This is a genomic window from Microbulbifer sp. SE14, assembly GCF_059834885.1.
Genome location: NZ_JCBAJA010000019.1, coordinates 1 through 24035, shown reverse-complemented (window position 1 = coordinate 24035; position 24035 = coordinate 1). Strand labels below are relative to the sequence as shown.

Sequence of the window (24035 nt, the reverse complement as noted above, 5' to 3'; positions counted from 1 at the left end):
TTCCCATCCAATAAAAAAGCCCGCGAAGACCGATGCCTTCGCGGGCTTTCGCATTTTTGACTTGCCTTACAGGTTGCCAAACAGCGATTGGCCGTCGAGCCCCTGTTTTTCCATCACTTCGCGCAGTCGCTTGAGCGCATCCACCTGGATCTGGCGCACACGCTCCCGGGTCAGGCCGATTTCGCGACCGACCTCTTCCAGGGTGCTGGCTTCAAAACCGCGCAGACCGAAACGACGGGAGACCACTTCGCACTGCTTGTCCGGCAACTCGCCGAGCCAGCGGTTGATGCTGTCGAACAGGTCACTGTCCTGCAGCAGCTCCGCCGGATCCGACTCCTGCTGGTCCGGAATGGTATCCACCAAGGTTTTTTCCGACGACGGACCGATGGGCGTATCCACTGAGGTGACGCGCTCGTTCAGGCCCAGCATGCGCTCGACATCTTCCACCGGCTTTTCCAGCAGGTTGGCGATTTCCTCCGCCGATGGCTCATGGTCGAGTTTCTGCGCCAGCTCACGGGATGCGCGCAGGTAGACATTCAGCTCCTTGACCACATGGATCGGCAGGCGGATGGTGCGAGTCTGGTTCATGATGGCCCGCTCTATCGTCTGGCGAATCCACCAGGTGGCGTAAGTCGAAAACCGGAAACCGCGCTCGGGATCGAACTTTTCCACTGCGCGAATCAGGCCCAGGTTGCCCTCTTCAATCAGGTCCAGCAGAGCCAGGCCACGGCTGACATAGCGACGGGCAATCTTCACTACCAGGCGCAGGTTGCTTTCAATCATGCGCTTTCTCGCCGCCGCATCACCGCGCAGCGCCTTGCGTGCGTAGTAGACCTCTTCTTCAGCGGTCAACAGCGGGGAAAAGCCAATTTCATTCAGGTATAACTGGGTGGCATCGAGGTTCTTCTGCAAATGACTGTCGCGGTCCAACTTGCGACTTTCTATTTTGTGAACAACCTGAGCCTTCAGGGGGGCGGGTTCGGAGTTTTTATTTGCCGCTGTTCTCCGGGTGCGGACGTTGGTATAGCCCTCTTTGTGGTTGATCTGTTTCTCGTTCTGATCTACTGCCAACTCAGGAGGAAGATCATCTGCGTGGCCAGTCATCAACTGGTCTTGCCGTTGTGCTTCCATTTCCCCTACTCCTTGTACTTTGCCAATATCAGCCGCACTACCATCAACTCGACTACAACCAGCTGGTTACTGTCTGTGCGACAGCCTCCGGATCTCGGCCGACCTTGCGGTCGTCACGATTCCGGTGACTACCTCAAGTGGTACAAATCAAAAGTCCATTTTTATTTGCAGAGCCTTCGGCTCCCACCCGGGTTACGGCCTCGATTAAGGCAAGTGCGCCAGGGGATCCACTGGCTGACCGTTACGTCGAATTTCAAAGTGGAGCTTGTTGCGGTCGGTACCACTTGAACCCAGTTCCGCTATCCTCTGCCCCGCCTTGACCTCGCTGCCCTCCTCCACAAGTAGCTTGTGGTTGTGGGCATAAGCACTCAGGTACTCCTCACTGTGCTTTACGATCAGCAGTCGTCCGTAGCCTCTCAGCGCACTCCCCGCGTAGATCACGGTGCCATTGGCTGCTGCGAGTACAGAGTCTCCCTTTTCACCGGCGATATCAACACCCTTGCGCAGCGGGTCCCCCGCCCTGAAACCGCTGATGACTTTGCCCCCGGCCGGCCAGCGCCACTGGATCGAGGAACTGGCCACCCGTGAAGCCGAGCGACGCGGCTTAGGGACTGTTAAGGATTTTGTGCTCTTCGCCGTCGTTTTTACGTTCAGCCGTGGTTTTGCCTTCGGGGCGGAAGAAGGCTTTTTCGCCACCGGGGGCACAGCGGCATAGGTGGGCCGGCCCACCAGTTGAAGGCGTTGTCCCGGGTAGATCTGGTAGGGCGCCGAAACGCCATTTATGGCCGCCAGCTCGCGGAAATCCTTGCCATAGCGCCAGGCGATGGAATAGAGGGTCTCGCCGCGACTGACGGTGTGATGCTTGATCTTCAGGCTTGGAGGCTGTTCCAGTGAACTGGTGGGGGCCCGGTGGCCGGCACAGGATGACAGCGCCAGGGACAAGAGCACCAAGCTCAATATATTAAACACCATTGAAAGAATCGGACTGGAAACAGGGCAAATGCCCCGCCAGAATCGGTGCTTATTATGTTGAAGTAGACGACATTCCATTATTCTCTTTTTACATCAGACGGCCGCATTTATGGGAAAAGTGTCTAAAAAAAAGTTCGGAAATCCCGCCAAAAACCCTTAGAAAAAGCTGCCACTCCGACCTTTGGCAGGTCATATTGCCGCAAAGGCAAATAAGGTGCTCATTAAGTGTGCACTGATCGATATTTTCGTCCCAGGCAGTCCACCGCCAGTACCAGTGCCGCCGCAGCAATCGCCGCGGCCACTGCCGCCGCCAGGTAGGCACTCTCCCCCGTGTGTACCGCATAGCTGGAGGGCGACGTGTTGGACATCAGAGGCGCCAGTTTGTCCCCCGCCCCCTCGACGCCGGCCAGCGGAAGCTTCCAGGGCCAGATAATCTTCAGGCTGCCCAGCAGTATGCCGGCGAGAAAGGCGAGGGTTCGGGCGACATAATTATGCATCAGCCAGGAGAGCAGCCGGCTGAACAACAGCAGGCCGGTCGCGGCCCCGGCGGCAAAACAGACCAGGTTGAACAGCTGCAGTTCGTGCACGGCAGCCAGTACCCGGGGATAAATGCCGATCAGCAGCAGGATAAAGGCCCCGGAGATTCCCGGTAGTATCATGGCGCAGATCGCCAGAGCCCCGGACAGGAAAAGCGTCAGCGGTGTCGCCGGGATTTGCGCCGGACGCATTTCGCTGACCAGCAGGGCGGTTGCGATTCCGACCAGCAGGAACAGAACCACAGACCAGGACCAGCGCGGAATACCGCGCAGAATGGGCACCGTCGAGGCGAGCACCAGCCCGAAAAAGAAGGCCCAGACCACGATCGGGTAGGTATGCAGCAAATGGCCGATCACTTTTGCCAGGCTGATCACACTGAGCAGAATCCCACAGAAAAGTGACAGCAGAAAAGTGCCGTTGATATATTGCCAGGCCACCACGACACCGTGACGCCGCAGTATGGTGACACAGTGTGGGCCTATGCGACTCAGTGAATCGAGCAGTTCCCGATAGATGCCGGTGATGAAGGCGATGGTGCCCCCGGAAACACCGGGCACCACGTCCGCCGCGCCCATTGCCATGCCGCGCGCGACCACGCCCAGGTAGCGGCTCTTGAACAGTCCCGGCAGCTTCATCGAACCACTCCGCCGAGCAGTGGCACAAAGCGCACAGCTTCCAGCTTTTCCACGTCGAACTGGTCGCTGTCTTCGCGGCGGGTGACGATCGTCAGGTACTGGCGTTCGGACCCGACAGGAATGACCAAGACACCATTGGGTGCCAGCTGCTGCTTCAGTTCATCCGGAACAGACGCCGGTGCGGCAGCGGCCAGGATGGCTTCGTAGGGTCCCTTTTCCGGCCAGCCGAAGCCGCCGCTGCTGAGTTTGAATTCCACATTGCGGAAATCCAGCTCCCGCAGCCGCCGGCGCGCCTGGTCCAGCAGGGGCTCGATGCGCTCCACCGAGTAGAGCTGATCGACCAGGCGCGCGAGTATGGCGGTCTGGTAGCCGGAGCCGGTGCCCACTTCGAGCACCCGGTGCAGGGACTTGGCGCGGCTCAACAGCAGCTCGGTCATGCGCGCGACGATATAGGGTTGGGAGATGGTCTGGCCGTAGCCAATGGGGAGTGAAGTGTCCTCGTAGGCGCGAATGGCCAGCGCCTCGTCGAGGAACAGGTGCCGCGGGGTGGATGCCATGACATCCAGCACTTCCTCGTTGCTGATTCCCTCATCCCGCAGCCGCTGTATCAGACGGTTGCGGGTGCGCTGGGAAGTCATCCCCAAACCTTCACGTTTCAAGCGATCCATATTCTTTTATTGTTCCAACATCCGGGGCCGCTCGGGCACCCCCTCCCCCAGCCCCTCCCCCGCAAGCGGGAGAGGGGAGCTATTCGTTCGGCTACAGAATTCTATGTGGCGCCGGATACATTGGCCAGCTCTGCCACCTCCCGCAGCAGCGCCGTGGCGAAGGTGCCGACCGGCAGCGCGAACGCCAGCACCAGGTCATTATTTGACCACTCGCAGGAAAAGGCTTCCGGCCGCAGAACCAGCGGGCGCCGCTCCTGTTTCAGCCCGCAGTGTTCCAGCCAGTTGCACCAGGCCTGCCACTGCTCGAGGACGCCCTGCTCCAACTCGGCGAGATCTTCAGACGCTGGGTTTCTGCCGCGCCCCCACAGGGGGCCAGTGGGCTCGGACTCTGGCTCACCGGGCATCGACTGCTGCCAGTTACCTGCACGAACTCTCGCCGCCAGCACCTGGTTGAACAGCCAGCTGCGCGCCGCGGACATGGCGAAGGCCTTCTCGCTCTTGCGGCAGCGGCCATTTTCCTCCGCCAGGCTGCGCGCCAGGTCCAGGTTGCCGCCGTCGCGGCCGAAGCGCTGTTCGCCGAAGTAATTGGGCACGCCGCCGGAGATCTTCGCCAATACCTGCTGGGCCTTGTCCCTGTCGCCGGTGATATTGCGCAGGCGTATACGGAAGCGGTTGCCGCTGTGCTCGCCGCGGCGCAGTTTGCGCGGGCCGCGATGACTCTGCAGCAGGGTTATTTCATCATTATTGATCTGCGCCCAATCCGGCGCCCCTTTCTGCCCCAGCCAGACGCTGAACCACTGGGTGGTGACCGCATGGCGGTCCTTGAGGCCGTAGTAGCCGATATCCTGGGTGCGCACGCCGGCGAGCTTCGCCAGTTGCTGTGCCACCCAGCCGGTGTTGGCACCGCGTTTCTGTACCAGCAGGTAGACATGCTCGCCACTGTCGGCCACCGGTGGCACCGCCAGCTCTTCAACGACAAAGTCTTCCGCAGCCGAGCGGAAATCGCCCGCAATGGCGGCACCGCCCAGCGCCCGCGGCCAGTCCAGGCTCCACTGGTTACTCATTGATACGCTCGAGCAGGACTGTCGCCTGGGCGGCGATACCCTCGCCGCGGCCGGTAAAACCGAGCTTCTCACTGGTCGTGGCCTTGACGCTGACCGCGCCGGCTTCCACCGCACAGTCGCCGGCGATATTCGCGCGCATGGACTCGATATGCGGGGCCATCCTGGGCGCCTGGGCAATCAGGGTGCAGTCGGCATTGACCAGGCGATAGCCGCGCTCCGCAATCAGGCCCATTACATGACGCAACAATACGCGGCTGTCGGCGCCGGCGTAGGCGGCGTCGGTATCGGGAAAGTGGTGGCCTATGTCCCCCAGCGCCAGCGCGCCCAGCAATGCGTCCGCCAGCGCGTGCAGCAGCACATCGCCGTCGGAGTGGGCTTTGAGCCCGCGCTCATGGGGAATCCCAACTCCCCCGAGTATCACGTGGTCGCCGGGGCCGAATGCATGCACATCGAAACCCTGGCCAATTCGAAAACTCACTATCGCTTGTCCTCTGTGGGCGCATAACGAAGGCGCAGTATGGTCTCCGCCAGCACTATATCGGAGGGGTGGGTGACCTTGAGATTGTCGCGCCGCCCCGGCACCAGTTGCGGGCTCTCGCCGAACAGTTCCAGCGCGCTGGCCTCATCGGTAATGGCCGCGCCCTGCTCCAGCCCGCGGCGCAGGCAGGAATGCAGCAGGCCCAACGGCGCGCGTTGGGGAGTCTGCGCCAGCCAGATGCTGTTGCGGTCCAGGGTTTTGTCGACGACGGCCCTGTCTCCCTCTACACGGCTCAACTTGACCGTATCGCTGGCGGGTTGTGCCAGCAGGGAAACCGGGTCCGCCCGCAACAGGGCTTCGATGTCCTCCAGCGCTACGCAGGGTCGCGCGGCATCGTGCACCAATACCGGCGTTTCCCCGGGTTCCCGTGTGGCGAGAAAATTGAGTGCGGCCAGTACCGAGTCCGCGCGCTCGACGCCGCCGGTTACCCGGTGCACCTGCGGGTGCCTGGCCTCCGGCAGATGGGGAAACCATGCATCGTCTTCCGACAGGGCCACAACAATGCCGGCCAGCCCGGGCCAGGTGAGGATATTGCGCAGGGTCAGGGACAGCAGCGGACGCCCCAGCAGCGGCAGGTACTGCTTGGGCCTGTCTGCGCCCATCCGCTTGCCGACGCCGGCGGCGGGCACCACAACCCAGTAGCCGCTAACGAGAGCACCACTAATCACTTGTTACCCTCTTCCGGGTCGAGAAAGATAAACAGGGTTTCGCCTTCCTTGATCAGGCCCAGGTCGTAGCGCGCCTTGGCCTCGACGCCGTCGGTGCCCTCCTTGAGGCTGCGCACTTCGCGCAACAGGTGGCGGTTCTCCCGCGCGAGGGCGGCGTTCTTTTCCTGCTGCTGGGCCAGCTGGCGCTTCAGGCGGGTCACTTCCGCCAGGCTGCCCTCGCCTACCCAGAGGCGGAACTGGGTAACGAGCAGCATGATGGTGAGGATTGCCAGCAGCCATTTCATGGGAGTATCGATCAGTATTTGTAGGGGCGAACCTTGTGTTCGCCCCTACAATTGTCGCCCCGAAAATTATTTAAACTCGGCGCGGCCGCGGTACGGGGCGGAACCGTTCAGTTCGGCCTCGATACGCAGCAGACGATTGTACTTGGCCACGCGGTCGGAGCGGGACAGGGAACCGGTCTTGATCTGGCCGGCAGCGGTGGCTACTGCGAGATCGGCGATGGTGGTGTCTTCGGTCTCGCCGGAGCGGTGGGAGATCACCGCGGTGTAGCCGGCGTCCTTGGCCATCTTGATCGCATCGAGGGTTTCGGACAGGGAGCCGATCTGGTTGAACTTGATCAGGATGGAGTTCCCCACGCCCTTCTCGATGCCTTCCTTCAGGATCTTGGTATTGGTCACGAACAGGTCGTCGCCCACCAGCTGTATCTTGCCGCCGATCTTGTCGGTCAGCAGCTTCCAGCCGTCCCAGTCGCTCTCGTCCATGCCGTCTTCGATGGAGAGGATCGGGTAGTTGGAGGACAGTTCGGCCAGGTAGTTGGCGAAGCCTTCGCTGTCGAACTGCTTGCCCTCACCGGCCAGGTCGTAGGTGCCGTCCTTGTAGAACTCGGAAGAGGCGCAGTCCAGGGCCAGGGTGATGTCATCGCCCAGGGTGTAGCCGGCTTTTTCCACCGCCTCGGCGATCACTTTCAATGCCGCTTCGTTAGAAGGCAGGTCGGGCGCGAAGCCGCCTTCGTCACCCACTGCGGTGTTGAGGCCGCTTGCAGACAGCACTTTTTTCAGGGAGTGGAAGATTTCCGCACCCCAACGCAGGGCCTCGGCGAAGCTGGTGGCCTTGACCGGCTGGATCATGAACTCCTGGATATCCACGTTGTTGTCGGCATGTTCGCCGCCGTTGAGGATATTCATCATGGGTACCGGCATGGAGTACTGGCCTGCGGTGCCGTTCAGGTCGGCGATGTGCTGGTACAGCGGGACTTTCCTGGAAACTGCGGCCGCCTTGGCCGCGGCCAGGGAGACCGCCAGTATCGCGTTGGCGCCCAGCTTGGATTTGTTCTCGGTGCCGTCGGCGTCGATCATCGCCTGGTCCAGGGCGCGCTGGTCGGTCGCATCCATGCCTTTCAGCAGCTCGGCGATGGTGGTATTGATATTCTCGACGGCCTTCAGCACGCCCTTGCCCAGGTAGCGGCTCTTGTCGCCGTCGCGCAGTTCCAGCGCCTCGCGGGAGCCGGTGGATGCGCCGGACGGGGCGCAGGCGGAACCGATGGAACCGTCTTCCAGAATTACGTCGGCCTCGACGGTGGGGTTACCGCGGGAATCCAGCACTTCGTAGGCTTTTACGGCGACAATCTTGCTCATTAACAAGGGCTCCATGTTGGTGAGTGGGGTGAATGGCTAATTGGTGTTCTTTGTTTTTGGCTGGCCTGCGGCCAGAGTACCGAGCTGGAGCTCGGCGTTCCCGAGTCCCGAGTCCCGAGTCCCGAGTCCCGAGTCCCGAGTCCCGAGTATTATTTGGTATCCAGCGGCTCGAAGCCTTTGACCAGGTCGTCCACCGCTTTCATCTGCGCCAGGAAGGGCTCCAGCTTGTCCAGCGGCAGCGCGCTGGGGCCGTCGCACAGGGCCTTGTCCGGATTCGGGTGCGCTTCCAGGAAGAGGCCGGCGATACCGATGGCCAGGCCGGCGCGGCCCAGTTCGGTGACCTGGGCGCGGCGACCGCCGGAGGCGGCACCGCCCGGATCGCGCATCTGCAGCGAGTGGGTCACGTCGAAAATCAGCGGCGCGCCTTTGGTGACATCGATCATGGTGCGGAAACCGAGCATGTCCACCACCAGGTTATCGTAACCGAAGCAGGCGCCGCGCTCGCACAGAATGATTTTCTCATTGCCGCACTCGGCGAATTTCTCCACCACATTTTTCACCTGCGGCGGGCTCATGAACTGCGGTTTCTTTACATTGATCACCGCGCCTGTCCTGGCCATGGCGGCAACCAGGTCGGTCTGGCGGGCGAGGAAGGCGGGCAGCTGGATGATATCCACCACTTCCGCCACCGGCGCCGCCTGCTCGGGCTCGTGCACATCGGTGATCAGCGGCACGTTGAAGGTCTTCTTGATCTCCTCGAAGATCTTCAGGCCCTCTTCCATACCGGGGCCGCGGTAGGAGTGGATGGATGAGCGGTTGGCCTTGTCGAAGGAGGCCTTGAACACGTAGGGGATACCGAGTTTCTCGGTAACTTTTACATAGTGTTCTGCAACCTGCATGGCCAGGTCGCGGGATTCCAGCACATTCATACCGCCGAACAGCGCGAAGGGCTTGTCGTTGGCGACCTGGACTTTTCCGACTTCAATAATTTTCAACTTTCCCTCTCCCCCGGCCCCTCTCCCGCAAGCGGGAGAGGGGCGCTAATCTTTCAAATTGCGAGTATATGCGACGCTCAGCGAACCGTCCCCAGTCCCTGTTTTTCATGCTGTTTCATCGCCGCGGCGACGAAACTCTCGAACAGCGGGTGGCCGTCGCGCGGTGTGGAGGTGAACTCCGGGTGGAACTGGCAGGCCACGAACCAGGGGTGTTCCGGCAGTTCCACCATTTCCACCAGGGTATCGTCCGCGGACCAGCCACCTATCTTTAGGCCGGCCTGCTGCAGGCGGTCGACGTAGTTGTTGTTCACTTCGTAGCGGTGGCGGTGGCGCTCGACGATCACGTCGGAGCCGTAGATTTCCCGCGCCTTGCTGTCCCTGGTCAGGCGGCACTCCTGGCCACCGAGACGCATGGTGCCGCCCAGGTCGGACTGCTCATCGCGCTTCTCGACCTTGCCCTCGCTGTCGATCCATTCGGTGATCAGGCCAATGACCGGGTGCGGGGTGTTGATGTCGAACTCGGTGCTGTTGGCCTCCTTCAGGCCGAGCACATTGCGCGCATACTCGATCACCACCGACTGCAGGCCGAGGCAGATGCCGAGGTAGGGGATCTTGTTTTCCCGCGCGTAGCGCACCGCTTCCAGCTTGCCTTCCAGGCCGCGCTCGCCGAAGCCGCCGGGCACCAGGATGGCATCGGCATCCTTGATCAGGTCGAGGCCGTTTTCGCCCTCGACATCTTCGGCATTGATGAAGTCGATATCCACTTTGCAACGGTGCTTGATGCCGGCGTGGGTCAGGGACTCGATCAGGGATTTGTAGGCGTCCAGCAGCTCCATGTACTTGCCGACCATGGCAATCTTCACTTCATGCTGCGGGTTCAGCTTGCCGTCCACGACAGCGTCCCACTCGGACAGGTCCGGTGCGTCGCACTCCAGCTGCAGCTTGTCGACGACGATATCGTCCAGGCCGTAGCTGTGCAGCAGGCGCGGCACGCTGTAGATGGTCTTGGCGTCCGGCAGCGGCACCACCGCGCGCTCTTCCACGTTGGTGAACAGCGCGATCTTGCGGCGGGAGTCCTCGTCGATCTCGCGCTCGGAGCGACACAGCAGGATATCCGGCTGCAGGCCGATGGAGCGCAGTTCTTTGACGGAGTGCTGGGTCGGCTTGGTCTTGGTCTCACCGGCGGTGGCAATATAGGGCACGTAGCTCAGGTGAATCAGCAGGGCGCGGTTCAGACCCAGCTCCACGCGCAGCTGGCGCACGGATTCCAGGAAGGGCTGGGATTCGATATCGCCCACGGTACCGCCGATCTCGACGATGGCCACGTCCATGTCGCGGCCGCCTTCCAGGACGCGGCGCTTGATCTCGTCGGTGATATGGGGGATCACCTGCACTGTGCCGCCCAGATAGTCGCCACGGCGCTCCTTGCGCAGCACGGTTTCATAGACCCGGCCGGTGGTGAAGTTGTTGCGCTTGGACATGCGCGTGCGGATAAAGCGCTCGTAGTGGCCCAGGTCCAGGTCGGTTTCGGCACCATCCTCGGTGACGAAGACCTCTCCGTGCTGGAAGGGGCTCATGGTGCCCGGATCCACGTTGATGTAGGGGTCCAGCTTCAGGATGGTGACCTTGAGGCCTCGGGCCTCGAGAATGGCGGCCAGGGAGGCGGAGGCGATACCTTTCCCCAACGAGGAAACCACGCCACCAGTGACAAAAATATAGCGCGTCATGCAAAACCTTGGTCAGTTGAATGCCCGATGGAATCGGGGTGCGGGGCTGGCCCGGGCGGACTCTCCTGATAACAGCCCTGGGGACTGCTCCTGCCCGTCCCGGTGCCTTTGAGATGGGACGCCAGACTACCAGAAAGGCGCTCGCCCCTCAATTGGAAAAGCCGCAGGCGCTCAGTCAAAGAATCATGCGCAGGCCCCGGCATAGCGCCATTTGAGCGATCCCGCAAGCCCCTCTACGCAGGGGAACAGGTCACCCACCGCCAGCAGCTCCTCGCCCCTGTAGACCAGCGGCACACGGTCGCGCAGCCAGGGCTCCAGACCGACTTCCTGCAGCAGTTTTTTCAGTGTCTGTGAGCGCTGACGACCTACAGGTTTGGCCCGCTCGCCGCCGCGGCGAAAGCGGACGCGGTAGCCCCCTTGCGGCCAGCCGGAACCGGCTCTCAGTTCCCAGCCGCCGGGCAACAGCAAGACGGAGCGGCCATCCCAGCGCCATTCACCCTCCTCCACCTTCGGCAGCGGCGGCGTCAGATAGAGGCGATCGCGAAAGCGGCGCGCCACCCGCCCGCCCAGCGAGACAGACATCCGACTGTCCTCCGCGGCCTGCAGCGCCTGGGTCAAAGCCTGTTCGAGGTGCGCAGCTTCCGGCATATTGCCGCCGCACGTCGCCAGCCAGCTGCGCAGCAGATTTTTCTGCCGACGCTCGGACAGATCCCGCAAGACCGCCAGTTCCAGACTCTCCCCGAAGCGCTCGCGGCGCCGGCCGCAGGAGTCCAGGTCCGCATCGCCCAAGTCCTGCAGCAGTTCGGCGGCCTCGCGCAAGTTTTCCGCCGCCCGCCCCACCCGCTCGCGCAGCGGCCAGCGCTCGCGCAGCAGCGGCATCACCGTCGCGCGCAGGTAGTTGCGATCCAGGGACTGGTCCTCATTGCTCTCATCCTCGATCCACTGCAAGCGGTGTTCCCGCGCATAGGCTTCCAGCTGCGTCCTGCCCACGCCGAGCAGCGGGCGCAGCACCGTCGCGTCCCCGAGGGGGCGGCTACCCGCCATGGCCGCCAGGCCCAGGGCGCCGGCGCCGCGGAGCAGGCGCAGGAAGAAGGTTTCCACCTGGTCGTCGCCGTGCTGGGCCAGCAGCAGCTGGTCGCCCGGCCGCAGTAATTCCTCGAACACCCGATAGCGGGCAGTGCGGGCGGCCTGCTCCAGGCTGCCGCCAGTATCGACCCGGACTCGCCGCGGATAAAACGGCACCCCCAGGGATTCGGCCATCGCCTTGCAGTGCGCCTGCCAGGCATCGGCGTTCGGGGAAAGGCCGTGATGGACATGTATCGCCCGCACCTCTATCCCCATTTCGCACAGCAGTTGGAGCAGCACGGTGGAATCGAGTCCGCCGCTGTAGCCCAGCCAGCGCACACCGCCACAGGGATGGTGCACAAGCGCTTCCCTGACCAATCCCACCAAATTATTCACACCAGCTCCTAAACAAAGGTTTCGATTGGTAAAAATAACTCAAAAGTAGCTATATCCTAGGACAAATTACCGCTATTAATACTTTTGTACCATTTTGTTTTGTCGTCCACCGGCGCCGAATGATAAATTCATCACAACTGACCCGGAATTGCCGCGATGCGATACCCGGGCCAAATAGCCTTAACGACGAGTTGTATAAAAAGAGCACCTGATGGTCCAGTTAGTTGTAGATTCCGGATGCGACCTGCCGGATGATTTCCTGCGCAAGTTTTCCATTCCCGTCCTCCCCCACTCGGTTGGGGTCGGCAAGGATATCTTCGGCGACCAGCGCAATCCGGCGAAGATGAATCATTTTTACTCCATGTCGCTGGTGGACCGCTCGCGCCAGATTGTCAGCGGACCGGCGCCGACCGAGGAGATCGGCTCCATTTTGCGGAGCCTGGTCGACAGGGGATGCAAAGACATTGTGGTGCAGACCATCAACGGTACCAACAGTCCCACCTACAAGAATGCCCGCACTGCCGCGCGCCTGCTGCTGAACAGCGGCGCCGTCGGTGACGATGTGGCGATTCACACTGTGGATTCGCACACCCTGTTTTCCGGCCAGGGCCTGCTCGCACTCTATTCATTGATGCTGATTCGCAGGGGACTGGGCGGCGCAGAGGTCGCGGACAAGGCGGAGGAATTCAGCCGCTGGATCCACGGCTACGCCGCGATCAGGGACGTCTACTATGTGCGCGAGCGGGCGCGCAACAAGAATGAAAACAGTATCAGCTGGTTCAAGGCCACCGCCGCCCGCCACCTGGACCTGCACCCCATACTGTCGATGCATCGCGACGGCAGCACCGTGACGGACACGGTGCGCGGCTACGACAACTGCACCGGGGCGCTGTTCAGACTGGCGACTGACAGGATCCGCGCCGGAGAGCTGCTGACGCCGATGGTGGTGGTGAGCATCGCCGGGCGGCTGGATGAGCTGCCCAAAGTTCAGGGATTTGCCGAACTGGAAAAGGTGGCGCAGGAGCACAATGTGAAGGTCTATCGCTCGGTGATGAGCCTGTCCGGCGGAATCAACCTGGGGCCGGGGACTGTGGCCTTGGCGCTGGCGAGCAAGGAATAAGGCATTGGCCGCGGAATAAATTGGATTTGCAGTGGCGAACCTTGTGTTCGCCCTGGCCTGGGTAGCACCCGAGGCCTGCTGTCAATTCTGTGCCGGCCCTGCTACCGGTGGCCGCCCGGAAAAAAGCCTCATCGGCAAACATTTCCCGGGCGACCACCGGTAGCAGGGCCTTCGCATCGGGATCGGCGTATTACCGCTCCCGTTGGGCGAACACAAGGTTCGCCCCTACAGAAAAAATGGATTTTGCGGGGCTGATCAGGAAGCGATATTGCCATAGCTCATCAACCGCTGGTAACGCTTCTCCAGCAATTCATCGATGGGCACATTGTTCAGCTGGTCCAGCTGTGAACTGAGACGCTCTCTCAGGCGGGCGGCCATGGTATCCGGGTCGCGGTGGGCGCCGCCGAGGGGCTCTTCAATGGTTTCATCGACGATACCCAGCTCCTCCAGCACGCCGGAAGTCACCCCCATGGCCTCCGCCGCCAGCGGTGCCTTCTCCACAGTTTTCCAGATGATGTTGGCGCAGCCCTCCGGGGAGATCACGAAGTAGGTGGAGTACTGCAGCATGTTCAGCTGGTCGCCGACGCCGATGGCCAGCGCGCCGCCGGAGGAACCCTCGCCGATCACGGTACAGATGATCGGGGTGCGCAGGCGCGACATCACCGCCAGGTTCCGGGCGATGGCCTCACTGATGCCGCGCTCCTCGCTGTCGATGCCCGGATAGGCCCCGGGGGTGTCGATCAGGGTCAGCACCGGCAGTTTGAAACGTTCGGCCATCTCCATGATGCGCAGGGCCTTGCGGTAGCCCTCGGGCTTGGGCATGCCGAAGTTGCGCGCCACCTTTTCGTTCACGGAGCGGCCCTTCTCCTCGCCGATCACCGCCACCGGCCTGCCGTCCAGGCGCGCGATACCGGCGATGATGGCCTTGTCGTCGCCGAAGTGGCGGTCGCCGTGCAACTCATCCCAGTCGGTGAAGATGCGCTCGATATAGTCCTTCGAGTAGGGGCGCTGCGGGTGGCGCGCCACCTGCACCACCTGCCAGGGGGACAGGTTCGAGTAGATGGATTCGGTCAGGCTCTGGCTCTTCTCCCGCAGGCGGGCCACTTCGTCGGCGATATTCAGGTCGACATCGTCGCCCACATGCTGCAGTTCTTTAATCTTGCTTTCCAGCTCAGCAATCGGCTGTTCAAACTCGAGAAAATTGAAATTCATGAAATCCGCGCCTTGAAAACTTGTCGGGACCCGGGAGCACCGGGCGCCGCCCTGTTGGGCTTCGCGGAGCCCAGCCCAACCTACGCCCTGCCCCATCGCTCAAAAAAACGGCCAGCTTATCCGGTAGGTTGGGCTGAGCTTTGCGAAGCCCAACACGGAGCGCCAGCCCGTCCCGTCGATTTAAAATGGCGGCTAGCTTACCTATATAGAACTGGCTAGTCGAGCCCACCCTGACTTGAGAACCGCTGAAAGCGTAGCGAGCGGGTGGCTGGCGGCGGCCGTCGGAGCGCAGCAACCGGAGCGTACTTTAGTACGTGAGGATTCGACCGGGCTGGCGCACCAGCACCGCCGGACGCCGCCAGGCGCACGCGCAGTGGCTTTCAGTGGTTCTCACCGTCGCTCAGTGTAGTTGAGAGTCACCCTTTCTCTACCGAGCAGTTCGCGCAATGACTGCACCAGTTGGTCGTTTGGCTCCACCTTCCACTGCGGCGGCAACTGGTAGATACCGCGGGCATCGCTGCGCATCACCTCCAGGCTCACATCGCAATTCCCGCCCGTATAGGGCTGCAGGCAGGCGGCCAGGCGCCTGCTCAGCCCCGGCGTGGCGCCGGCGCTGTCCAGCTGCAGGTGCACGCCGGTCACGCTGCCCTGGCGCAGCTCATCCAGGGTGGAGACGCTGTTGACGGTCATCTTCAGGCCGCCGCTGTAGTCGTCGTGGGCCACTGGGCCATCCAGCACCAGCAATGCATCCTTGGCCAGCTTCTCGCGACATTCCCCAAAGGCCTCGCTGAACACCGCCGCCTCTATGCGGCCGCTGCGGTCGTCGAGGGTGACTATGGCCATGGTGTCGCCGCGCTTGGTCTTCATCACCCGCATGGCCACCACCAGGCCGGCCACCTTCTGGCTCTCCTTGCCCGGCTTCAGGTCGGCGATACGCGCCTTCACCAGGTGCTTGAGTTCGCCCTCGTATTCGTCGATCGGGTGGCCGGTGAGATACAGGCCGAGGGTGTTCTTCTCGCCTTCCAGGCGCTCGCGGATGCTCCAGGGACGCGCGCGGCGGAAGTCGGCGTAGACGTCGCCGTCCGATGCCCGGGGCACCAGCTCGCCGAACAGGTCCATCATGCCGGCACTGGCGTTGGCCGCCTGCTGCTCGGCGGCTTTCACCGCCTCGTCCAGGGCGTTGAACATGACCGCGCGGGAGTAATCGAGCCCGTCCTCACCGCCGACATCGGGACCGATGCTGTCGAGGGCGCCGGAGCGCACCAGAGCCTCGAGGGCGCGCTTGTTGACCTTGCGCGGATCGATCCGCGAGCAGAAGTCGAACAGGTCGGTAAAGGGCCCGCCCTCTTTGCGCACATTGATGATGTTTTCGATCGGGCCCTCGCCCAGGCCCTTGATGGCGCCCAGACCGTAGATGATGCGATTGTCCACATCCACCGAGAACTGGTAGCTGCCCAGGTTCACGTCCGGCGGCACCAGGTCCAGCGACATGGCCCGGCACTCTTCGATAAAGGTCACCACCTTGTCGGTCTTGTCCATGTCCGAGGACATGGTGGCGGCCATGAACTGAGCCGGGTAGTGGGCCTTGAGCCAGGCGGTCTGGTAGGACACCAGGGCGTAGGCGGCGGAGTGGGATTTGTTGAAGCCGTAGCCGGCGAACTTCTCCACCAGGTCGAAGATCTTGATCGCCAGTTCCGGGTCTATGCCCTGCGCTTTCGCGCCCTCCTCGAAGGTGGAGCGCTGCTTGGCCATCTCCTCCGGCTTCTTCTTGCCCATGGCGCGGCGCAGCAGGTCGGCACCGCCGAGGGTGTAGCCGGCCAGCTCCTGGGCGATCTGCATCACCTGCTCCTGGTAGACGATCACCCCGTAGGTGGGCTCCAGGATGGGTTTCAGTTTCTCGTGCTGGTACTTGGCATCCGGGTAGGCCACCTGGGCGCGGCCGTGCTTGCGGTTGATGAAGTCGTCCACCATGCCCGACTGCAGCGGGCCCGGTCGGAACAGGGCCACCAGGGCGATCATGTCCTCCAGGTTATCCGGCTGCAACCGCTTGATCAGGTCCTTCATGCCGCGGGATTCCAGCTGGAACACCGCGGTGGTCTCGGCCCTTTTCAGCAGTTTGAATGTATCCGGGTCGTCCAGCGGCAACGCGGCGATGTCCAGGGGCTCCAGCCCCTCCCGCGCGCGCTGTTCGTCCACCATGCGCTTGGCCCAGTCGATGATGGTCAGGGTGCGCAGGCCGAGGAAGTCGAACTTCACCAGGCCCGCGTCCTCCACGTCGTTCTTGTCGAACTGGGTCACAAGGCCGGCGCCGGTCTCGTCACAGTAGAGAGGTGCGAAGTCGGTGAGCTTGGTGGGGGCGATCACCACGCCGCCGGCGTGCTTGCCGACGTTCCGGGCCACGCCCTCGAGCTGCAGGGCCATCTCCCAGATTTCCTGGCCCTCCTCGTCGCTCTCGAGGAATTCCCGCAGCACCTCCTCCTGCTCGAACGCCTTCTCCAGCGTCATGCCCGGGTCCGGCGGGATCATCTTGGAGAGCTTGTCGGCCAGGCCGTAGGATTTGCCCTGCACCCGCGCCACGTCGCGCACCACCGCCTTGGCGGCCATGGTGCCGAAGGTGATGATCTGGCTCACCGCCTGGCGTCCGTAGTTGTCGGCCACATAGCCGATCACCCGGTCGCGCTTCTCCATGCAGAAGTCGACGTCGAAGTCGGGCATGGACACCCGTTCCGGGTTCAGGAAGCGTTCGAACAGCAGGTCGTACTGCAGCGGATCCAGGTCGGTAATATCCAGCGAGTAGGCCACCAGGGAGCCGGCACCGGAACCCCGCCCCGGGCCCACCGGGATATCGTGGTCCTTGGCCCACTGGATAAAGTCCATCACGATCAGGAAGTAGCCGGGGAAACCCATCTGGCAGATGATGTCCAACTCGAAGCGCAGGCGCTTCTCGTAGACGGCGCGGCGCTCGGCGTAATCCGGGGCGGATCTGTCGAGGATTTTTTCCAGGCGCCGCTCCAGGCCCTCGAAGGAGACCTTCTCGAAGAACTGGTCCTCGGTCATGCCCTCGGGGATGGGGTATTCCGGCAGGAAGTACTTGCCCAGCTGGATCGGCGCCGAGCAGCGCCTGGCGATCTCTACAGTGTTGTGCAGCGCCTCGGGAATATCCGCAAACAACTCCCACATCTCCTCGGGGGTGCGGAAATACTGCTGCTCCGAATAGCGGCGCTCGCGCCTGGGGTCGTCCAGGGTGCGGCCGTCGTGAATACAGACCCGCACCTCGTGGGCCTCGAACTCGCTCTCCTCCAGGAAGCGCACGTCGTTGGTGGCCACCACCGGCAGTTCCAGCTGCTGGGCCAGGGCCACGGCCGCGTGCAGGTACTCCTCGTCGCCGGGGCGGCCGGTGCGCTGCAGCTCCAGGTAGTAGCGGCCGGGGAATATGCCCGCCCACTCCCGGGCCAGCTCCTCCGCATGCTGGCGGCGCCCGGCGACCAGCGCGCGGCCGACGTCGCCGTACTTGGCGCCGGACAGCATCAGCACGCCGGCGCTGTAGTCGCGCAGCCACTCGCGCTTCACATAGGCGTTGCCGTGGTACTGCCCCTCCATCCAGGCCCGCGAGATCAGCTCGGTGATATTGCGGTAGCCGTCGCCGTTCATCGCGTAGAGGGTGATCAGGGTCGGCTTGTCCTCGCCGCCCTCACTGAGCCAGAAGTCGGCACCGGTGACCGGCTTGATGCCGGCGCTGAGGCAGGCGCGGTAGAACTTGATCTGGCCGTAGAAGTTGGTCTGGTCGGTGAGCGCCAGCGCCGGCATCTGCAGCTCTTCGGCGCGCGCCACCAGCGGCTTGATGCGCACCAGGCCGTCGATCAGGGAGAATTCGGAATGGACTCTCAAGTGGACAAAGGGTTGGGTCATTTTTCGTCTAAATTCTTGGCTTCAGCCCGCTGTAGGAGCGGCGGGGTGCTTTTAAATTTTTTACCAGATACGGCCCATCCGCCGCGCCCGCTCGGTACATTCAGTCAGGACCGCGCGGCGCTCATCGTTGCTCATACTGCCCCAGCGGCTGATCTCCATACCGCTGCGGAAACAGCCCTCGCAGATATCCTCTGCATTCAGCGCGCAGACGGAAATACAGGGGGACTTTACCGGCCTGCCGGCCGTTACTTCTTTATCAGACATCAGGGTTCGGAAACCGGGACTAATTCTTCTGCAAAGCGCTTGCCGTTGGCCGCATAGTGGTCGCTGCTGGCCTTGAGCAGTTCGAAAGTGGATTCGTCGAGGGTCTTGACAACCTTGCCCGGGCATCCCACTACCAGGGAGTAGTCGGGAATTTCGGTACTTTCGGTGACCAGTGCATTGGCGCCGATAATGCAGCATTTGCCGATCCTGGCCCCATTCAGTACCACGGCGTTGATGCCGATCAGGCTGTAGTCACCAATGCTGCAGCCGTGCAACGTCGCCTTGTGGCCGATGGTCACGCCCTTGCCGATAGTGAGCGGAATGCCGGGGTCCGTGTGCAGCACCGAGCCGTCCTGCACATTGCTGTACTCGCCGATCGTGATCAGGTCGCAGTCCCCGCGCACTACCGCATTGAACCACACGGAACTGCGGCTGAGCATGCGCACATTGCCGATTACCTGGGCTCCGGGGGCAATGTAGTGGCCTTCGCCGTCCAGTCGTGGTTGCTTGTCGCCCAGTTTGTACAGCATTTGGCCTCCGGCTCGAATCGATGCGAGCCGGCTATTATCCCGGTCGGAGGGGGCTGTGGCTAGCGGATGGGTATTGCGTATTTCCACTGCCGGAGCAGGGGGGCCGGCTACAGTAGCTCCGACTGCTGTACGAAGCGGGCGCCCTCCAGGGTCAGCAGGCGGGCTTTCATGTCCAGGCCGCCGGCGTAGCCGGTCAGGCTGCCGTCGGCACCGATCACCCGGTGACAGGGAATCACCACCGCGATTCGGTTGGCGCCGTTGGCCCGCGCCACGGCGCGGATCGCCTTCAGATCGCCGAGCGCCTCCGCCTGTTGGCGATAGCTGCGGGTCTCGCCATAGGGGATGCGCAGCAGTGCCTCCCAGACGCGGCGCTGGAAGTCGGTGCCGCGGGGGTTCAGCGGCAGGTCGAATGCCCGCCTTTCGCCGGCGAAGTACTCCCCCAACTGCCGGGCGGCCAGATCAGTCAGATCCGAAGCCCCCCTCTGCCAGTCGGGATCTATCCGCATCGGGCGCTCGTCGCTGTGGAATTCCAGTGCGAGCAGCCCCTGCCCATCCGCGGCTATCCCCACTTCGCCGAAGCGGGTGGCGTAGATTTCGTAGTTGATCATCATTCATCTCCAGGTTTTAGCGACTGCCACAGCAGCAGCGCGCCGTAGGCCCGCCAGGGTCGCCAGTTCTCCGCCCGGTCCAGGGCCTGTTTCGGTTTCGCCTTCTCCCCGTTGCTAGCCAGCGCCTGCAATATACCCAGGTCCGATGCCGGGAAGGCGTCCGGCATCGACAGGCCGCGCATGGCGATATACTGCGCCGTCCAGTCGCCAATACCCGGCAGCGCGGTCACCTGTCTGCACCAGTCACCCAGCTCCACCTCGGCGAAATTGACCCGTCCGTCCAGGGTGGCGGCGACGAATGCACGCAGCGTCTGCGCCCGCGCCCGGGTCAGGCCCAGACCGCCAAAATCCGCCTCGGCCAGCTGTTCGGCAGTGGGGAACAGATAGTGCTCCTCACCCTCGCCGTCCACGAAGGATTCTCCGTAGCGAGCCACCAGGCGCCCGGCGATGGTGGTGGCGGCCGCCACGGAGATCTGCTGGCCGAGTATCGCGCGCAGTGCGTACTCGAACGGGTCCCAGGCGCCGGGCAGGCGGACACCCGGAGAACGCGCCAGTTGTTTTGCCAGCAGCGGATCCTTCGCCAGTACCGCCGCTATCTCCTCGCTATCTGCATCCAGGTCGAACAGCCGCCGCAGTCGCTGGTTCAACAGGTACAGGCCCGCACCGGCCCCCTCGCCACTGATCTCCACCACCAGGCGGTTTCTCTCGGTCTGGTTGCTCACTCGCAGCACGCCGCGGAACTGCGCCAGGGCAAAGCTGCGCCGATAGACTTCCCCCTCCACCTGCTCCACCCCGGCCAGGGCGCGGGCGCCGAAGAATTCGAGCAGCCGTGGCCAGTCCAGCGGCGGGCGGTAATCGAGGTACAGTCGGGTCACGGTGTCCTTGGTACTTCCAGCCTCGCCGGCCCCCTTCTCCCGCCGTACCTCCGATGGCGTGCGCTGGTAGACCTGCTTGAACACGCCGTTGAAGCGGCGCAGGCTGTTGAAGCCCGCCTCATAGGCGATCTCGGAGACCGGCAGGTTCGTGTCCCGCAGCAGGCTGAATGCAAACAGTGCCCGCTCCGCCTGCCACACCGCCAGCGGGCCGATCCCCAGATGCTCGGCGAACAGCCGCCGCAGGTAGCGACTGCTGATGCCGAGGCGCTCTGCCAGCGTCTCCACGGACTGGGCCTCGCGTTCGCTGCGCATCAGTTTCAGTGCCCGCTGTACGGTGGTGGACACCAGCCCCCAGGCCGGGCTGCCCGGCGCCGCGTCCGGCCGGCAGCGCAGGCAGGGCCGGTAGCCGGCGCTGGCCGCCTCGGCGGCGGTGGCGTAATAGGTCACATTGCGTTCCAGCGGCGGCCGCGCGGGACAGATTGGCCGGCAGAAGATGCCGGTGGTCTTCACCGCGGTATAGAAGCGACCGTCGAAGCGCCGATCGCGGGCGAGGCGCGCACTGGAACAGATTGCCGGATCGAGTTGCACAGGTATCTCCTCTCTCTGCCCGCCAGTCTAGGGGCTGGTGCCGCCGAGAACTAGTCATTTTCGGAACCGGCTGTCTTATTCGAGACTCACTTGCCAGCGGGCACTTGGGGACAGGAAAGGAGAAATAGCCGCCAGAATTGTAAGCATCGGCCGCCATCGCTTAGACAGTCAGCAGGACATCGCCTAAACATGAATCGCGGACTTGCCGGTTCGCACCGGGAAACTATGGGAAATCTTGCGCGGCCAGACAGGGAAGTTGGGCTGTGGCTTCTGCGGACACCAGTCGCTTTAGCGGCACCCCAGCCGGCGAGGCACAAGCCTTCGTCGACGTGCGTGCACCTGTGTCACACCGCCATACCTCTCACACATCCCTGGGCCATACGACCAATTACTGCACAAGGGTGCTTGTGCCTGGGAGACTTTGTCGATGTTACGAATACCAATATTACTTTTCGCCCTGGCGATGGCAGCCCTGACGGGCTGCGACGCCGACGGCAAAACGAACAGGGCGATGGCTGCTGCCGTTGACGCGGACGGGGATGGTATCCCCGATACCGAGGATAACTGCCCCAATACCCCCAACCCCCACCAGACCGACACCGACGGCGACGGCGAGGGCGACCAGTGCGATGCGGACGATGACGGCGACGGTGTCCTCGACGGCTTCGATAACTGCCAGTTCATCGCCAATCCGGACCAGGAGGACTCGGACGGTGACGGAATCGGTGATGCCTGCGACACAACCAACAACAACGACGATGACAACGACGGCGTCGACAACGACGAAGATAACTGCCCCAATACCCCCAACCCGGGCCAGGAGGACTCCGACGGCGACGGTGTGGGCGATGCCTGCGACAACGACAGCGACAATGACGGTGTCGACGACGGCGCAGACAACTGTCCGGAAACGCCCAATGCCGATCAGGCGGACCAGGACGGCGACGGTATCGGCGACGCCTGCGACGATGACGTGGACGGCGACGGTGTGCCCAACGACACCGACAACTGCCCGCTGGTCGCCAACAGCAGCCAGACGGATACCGACGGCGACGGCATCGGCGACGCCTGCGACAACGACAAGGACGGCGACGGCGTGACCAACAGCGTCGACAACTGCCCGCTGACGCCGAACCCGGATCAGGAGGATTCGGACGGCGATGGCATCGGCGACGCCTGTGACGGCGACGGCGACGGCGACGGCGTCGACGACGGCACGGACAACTGCCCCACTGTCCCCAACCCCGACCAACTGGATACGGACGGCGACGGCCTCGGCAACGCCTGCGACGATGACGACGACGGCGACGGTGTCGACGACGGCAACGACAACTGCCCGCTGGTGGCAAATCCCAGCCAGACCGATACCGACGGCGACGGCATGGGCGACGCCTGTGACAGCGACGACGACGGCGACGGCGTCAACGACGGCAACGACAACTGCCCGCTGGTACCCAACCCGAACCAGGAAGACCAGGACGGCGACGGTGCCGGCGATGTCTGTGACAGCGACAACGACAGCGACAACGACGGTGTCGACGATGGCACGGACAACTGCCCGAACACGCCCAATCCCGGCCAGGAGGACAGCGACGGCGACGGCATTGGCGACGCCTGCGAAGGCGACACTGATGGCGACGGCGTGGATGACGGCAACGACAACTGCCCGACAGTGCCCAACCCGCACCAGACCGACATCGACGGCGACGGCGCCGGCGATCAATGCGACGACGACGATGACGGCGATGGCGTCCCCGATGGCTTCGACAACTGTCACTTCACGCCCAATCCCGACCAGGAGGATTCAGACGGCGACGGTATCGGCGACGCCTGTGACAACGACGACGACGGCGACGGTGTGAGCGACGACAGCGACAACTGTCCGCTGATCCCCAACCCGAACCAGGCGGACCAGGACGGCGACGGTATCGGCGACGCCTGTGACGACGACCTGGACGGTGACGGCGTCGGCAACGACGTGGACAACTGCCCGAGTACGCCCAACGCCGGCCAGGAAGACCTGGATGGCGACGGCATCGGCGATGTCTGCGACACCGACGACGACGGCGATGGCGTCGACGACGGCAACGACAACTGCCCGCTGGTGGCCAACCCCGCTCAGGAAGATGCTGACAACGACGGTATCGGCGACGCCTGTGACAGCGACAGCGACGGCGACGGCGTCGACAACGGCAGCGACAACTGCCCGACGGTGCCCAACCCGAACCAGACCGACACCGACGGCGACGGCGTAGGCGATGCCTGCGACAGCGACGACGACGATGACGGTGTGGATGACGGCAGTGACAACTGTCCGCTGGTAGCCAACCCCGGCCAGGAAGACCAGGACGGCGACGGCATCGGCGACGCCTGTGACGACGATTCCGATACCGACGATGACGGTCACGACGACGGCGCGGACAACTGCCCGGCAGTGCCCAACCCGGATCAGACCGACACCGACGGCGATGGCATCGGCGACGCCTGCGACAACGACGACGACGGCGACGGCGTCGACGACGGCAGCGACAACTGCCCGCTGGTGGTCAACCCGAGCCAGACCGACACCGACGGTGACGGCATCGGCGATGCCTGCGACGGCGACGACGACAATGACGGCGTCGACGACGGGGCTGACAACTGCCCGCTGGTGGCCAATGCCAACCAGACCGACACCGACGGCGATGGCGTAGGTGATGCCTGCGACAACGACGACGACGGAGACGGCGTCGACGACGGCAGCGACAACTGCCCGCTGGTGGTCAACCCGGGCCAGACCGACACTGACGGTGACGGCATCGGCGATGCCTGCGACGGCGACGACGACAATGACGGCGTCGACGACGGGGCTGACAACTGCCCGCTGGTGGCCAATGCCAACCAGACCGACACCGAC

20 protein-coding genes are annotated in these 24035 nt (G+C 63.2%); 2 read left to right on the top strand and 18 right to left on the bottom strand.

The genetic code is table 11. The annotated features are described in order from the left end of the window. Positions 1 to 66: 66 nt before the first annotated feature. The 12 genes from rpoS to tilS form a co-directional block, all read right to left on the bottom strand. Positions 67 to 1131: an RNA polymerase sigma factor RpoS gene (rpoS, locus tag AC6R19_RS14015; RefSeq protein WP_500580458.1), complete on the bottom strand. Its 1065-nt coding sequence runs from the start codon at positions 1129 to 1131 to the stop codon at positions 67 to 69. A gap of 204 nt (positions 1132 to 1335) precedes the next feature. Further along, positions 1336 to 2100, bottom strand: coding sequence for a peptidoglycan DD-metalloendopeptidase family protein (locus AC6R19_RS14010; protein WP_500580516.1), 765 nt, complete (start codon positions 2098 to 2100; stop codon positions 1336 to 1338). Between the two features lie 224 nt (positions 2101 to 2324). Then, positions 2325 to 3275, bottom strand: coding sequence for a DUF368 domain-containing protein (locus AC6R19_RS14005; RefSeq protein ID WP_500580457.1), 951 nt, complete (start codon positions 3273 to 3275; stop codon positions 2325 to 2327). Beyond that, entirely contained in the window at positions 3272 to 3943 is a 672-nt protein-coding gene (locus AC6R19_RS14000) for a protein-L-isoaspartate(D-aspartate) O-methyltransferase (RefSeq protein WP_500580456.1), read from the bottom strand. The genes AC6R19_RS14005 and AC6R19_RS14000 overlap by 4 nt, the downstream gene beginning before the upstream one ends. A gap of 101 nt (positions 3944 to 4044) precedes the next feature. Next, the gene (truD, locus tag AC6R19_RS13995) at positions 4045 to 5007 is read right to left on the bottom strand and encodes a tRNA pseudouridine(13) synthase TruD (RefSeq protein WP_500580455.1); all 963 of its coding nucleotides are present in this window, start codon (positions 5005 to 5007) and stop codon (positions 4045 to 4047) included. Beyond that, positions 5000 to 5485, bottom strand: a complete 486-nt coding sequence (gene ispF, locus AC6R19_RS13990; RefSeq protein WP_500580454.1) for a 2-C-methyl-D-erythritol 2,4-cyclodiphosphate synthase — start codon at positions 5483 to 5485, stop codon at positions 5000 to 5002. The genes truD and ispF overlap by 8 nt, the downstream gene beginning before the upstream one ends. Further along, positions 5485 to 6213, bottom strand: a complete 729-nt coding sequence (gene ispD / locus AC6R19_RS13985) for a 2-C-methyl-D-erythritol 4-phosphate cytidylyltransferase (RefSeq protein ID WP_500580453.1) — start codon at positions 6211 to 6213, stop codon at positions 5485 to 5487. The genes ispF and ispD overlap by 1 nt, the downstream gene beginning before the upstream one ends. Continuing rightward, positions 6210 to 6497: a septum formation initiator family protein gene (locus AC6R19_RS13980; RefSeq protein WP_500580452.1), complete on the bottom strand. Its 288-nt coding sequence runs from the start codon at positions 6495 to 6497 to the stop codon at positions 6210 to 6212. Before AC6R19_RS13980 ends, ispD begins: the two co-directional genes overlap by 4 nt. A 66-nt stretch (positions 6498 to 6563) precedes the next feature. Then, entirely contained in the window at positions 6564 to 7850 is a 1287-nt protein-coding gene (gene eno, locus AC6R19_RS13975) for a phosphopyruvate hydratase (RefSeq protein WP_500580451.1), read from the bottom strand. A 149-nt stretch (positions 7851 to 7999) separates the two neighbouring features. Beyond that, positions 8000 to 8845 (bottom strand): 3-deoxy-8-phosphooctulonate synthase, encoded by an 846-nt coding sequence (gene kdsA, locus AC6R19_RS13970; protein WP_500580450.1) that lies wholly within the window; start codon positions 8843 to 8845, stop codon positions 8000 to 8002. Positions 8846 to 8922: 77 nt separating this feature from the next. Continuing rightward, complete coding sequence (gene pyrG / locus AC6R19_RS13965) at positions 8923 to 10572, bottom strand: CTP synthase (protein WP_500580449.1); 1650 nt, start codon at positions 10570 to 10572, stop codon at positions 8923 to 8925. 183 nt (positions 10573 to 10755) lie between these two features. Then, a complete protein-coding gene (tilS, locus tag AC6R19_RS13960) occupies positions 10756 to 11997 on the bottom strand; it encodes a tRNA lysidine(34) synthetase TilS (RefSeq protein WP_500580448.1) in 1242 nt (413 codons plus the stop codon). 247 nt (positions 11998 to 12244) lie between these two features. Here tilS and AC6R19_RS13955 point away from each other — a divergent pair, with 247 nt between their 5' ends. Beyond that, positions 12245 to 13153, top strand: a complete 909-nt coding sequence (locus AC6R19_RS13955) for a DegV family protein (RefSeq protein WP_500580447.1) — start codon at positions 12245 to 12247, stop codon at positions 13151 to 13153. 255 nt (positions 13154 to 13408) lie between these two features. On the opposite strand, the gene AC6R19_RS13950 is transcribed toward AC6R19_RS13955, so the two are convergent. The 6 genes from AC6R19_RS13950 to AC6R19_RS13925 all read right to left on the bottom strand — a co-directional run bounded on the left by AC6R19_RS13950 (position 13409) and on the right by AC6R19_RS13925 (position 21139). Then, the gene (locus AC6R19_RS13950) at positions 13409 to 14365 is read right to left on the bottom strand and encodes an acetyl-CoA carboxylase carboxyltransferase subunit alpha (protein ID WP_500580446.1); all 957 of its coding nucleotides are present in this window, start codon (positions 14363 to 14365) and stop codon (positions 13409 to 13411) included. A 390-nt stretch (positions 14366 to 14755) separates the two neighbouring features. Beyond that, positions 14756 to 18274 (bottom strand): DNA polymerase III subunit alpha, encoded by a 3519-nt coding sequence (dnaE, locus tag AC6R19_RS13945; protein ID WP_500580445.1) that lies wholly within the window; start codon positions 18272 to 18274, stop codon positions 14756 to 14758. Positions 18275 to 18334: 60 nt separating this feature from the next. Further along, entirely contained in the window at positions 18335 to 18538 is a 204-nt protein-coding gene (locus tag AC6R19_RS13940; RefSeq protein ID WP_500580444.1) for a DUF1289 domain-containing protein, read from the bottom strand. Then, positions 18538 to 19068 carry a gamma carbonic anhydrase family protein gene (locus AC6R19_RS13935; protein ID WP_500580443.1) on the bottom strand — a complete coding sequence of 177 codons (531 nt, stop codon included), beginning with the start codon at positions 19066 to 19068 and terminating at the stop codon, positions 18538 to 18540. The genes AC6R19_RS13940 and AC6R19_RS13935 overlap by 1 nt, the downstream gene beginning before the upstream one ends. Before the next feature lie 107 nt (positions 19069 to 19175). Beyond that, positions 19176 to 19676, bottom strand: coding sequence for a methylated-DNA--[protein]-cysteine S-methyltransferase (locus AC6R19_RS13930; RefSeq protein WP_500580442.1), 501 nt, complete (start codon positions 19674 to 19676; stop codon positions 19176 to 19178). Further along, positions 19676 to 21139, bottom strand: a complete 1464-nt coding sequence (locus AC6R19_RS13925) for a DNA-3-methyladenine glycosylase 2 family protein (protein ID WP_500580441.1) — start codon at positions 21137 to 21139, stop codon at positions 19676 to 19678. The genes AC6R19_RS13930 and AC6R19_RS13925 overlap by 1 nt, the downstream gene beginning before the upstream one ends. Positions 21140 to 21650: 511 nt before the next feature. Between AC6R19_RS13925 and AC6R19_RS13920 the strand changes: the two genes are divergently transcribed. Further along, on the top strand, positions 21651 to 24035 hold a 2385-nt coding region (locus AC6R19_RS13920; protein WP_500580440.1), incomplete at its 3' end, for a thrombospondin type 3 repeat-containing protein.

Excerpts from the sequence above, each read along its gene's own strand:
- rpoS (WP_500580458.1), bottom strand. The coding sequence starts at position 1,131 with ATGGAAGCACAACGGCAAGACCAGTTGATGACTGGCCACGCAGATGAT.
- AC6R19_RS14005 (WP_500580457.1), bottom strand. The coding sequence starts at position 3,275 with ATGAAGCTGCCGGGACTGTTCAAGAGCCGCTACCTGGGCGTGGTCGCG.
- AC6R19_RS14000 (WP_500580456.1), bottom strand. The coding sequence starts at position 3,943 with ATGGATCGCTTGAAACGTGAAGGTTTGGGGATGACTTCCCAGCGCACC.
- truD (WP_500580455.1), bottom strand. The coding sequence starts at position 5,007 with ATGAGTAACCAGTGGAGCCTGGACTGGCCGCGGGCGCTGGGCGGTGCC.
- AC6R19_RS13980 (WP_500580452.1), bottom strand. The coding sequence starts at position 6,497 with ATGAAATGGCTGCTGGCAATCCTCACCATCATGCTGCTCGTTACCCAG.
- eno (WP_500580451.1), bottom strand. The coding sequence starts at position 7,850 with ATGAGCAAGATTGTCGCCGTAAAAGCCTACGAAGTGCTGGATTCCCGC.
- pyrG (WP_500580449.1), bottom strand. The coding sequence starts at position 10,572 with ATGACGCGCTATATTTTTGTCACTGGTGGCGTGGTTTCCTCGTTGGGG.
- AC6R19_RS13955 (WP_500580447.1), top strand. The coding sequence starts at position 12,245 with ATGGTCCAGTTAGTTGTAGATTCCGGATGCGACCTGCCGGATGATTTC.
- AC6R19_RS13950 (WP_500580446.1), bottom strand. The coding sequence starts at position 14,365 with ATGAATTTCAATTTTCTCGAGTTTGAACAGCCGATTGCTGAGCTGGAA.
- dnaE (WP_500580445.1), bottom strand. The coding sequence starts at position 18,274 with ATGACCCAACCCTTTGTCCACTTGAGAGTCCATTCCGAATTCTCCCTG.
- AC6R19_RS13940 (WP_500580444.1), bottom strand. The coding sequence starts at position 18,538 with ATGTCTGATAAAGAAGTAACGGCCGGCAGGCCGGTAAAGTCCCCCTGT.
- AC6R19_RS13935 (WP_500580443.1), bottom strand. The coding sequence starts at position 19,068 with ATGCTGTACAAACTGGGCGACAAGCAACCACGACTGGACGGCGAAGGC.
- AC6R19_RS13930 (WP_500580442.1), bottom strand. The coding sequence starts at position 19,676 with ATGATCAACTACGAAATCTACGCCACCCGCTTCGGCGAAGTGGGGATA.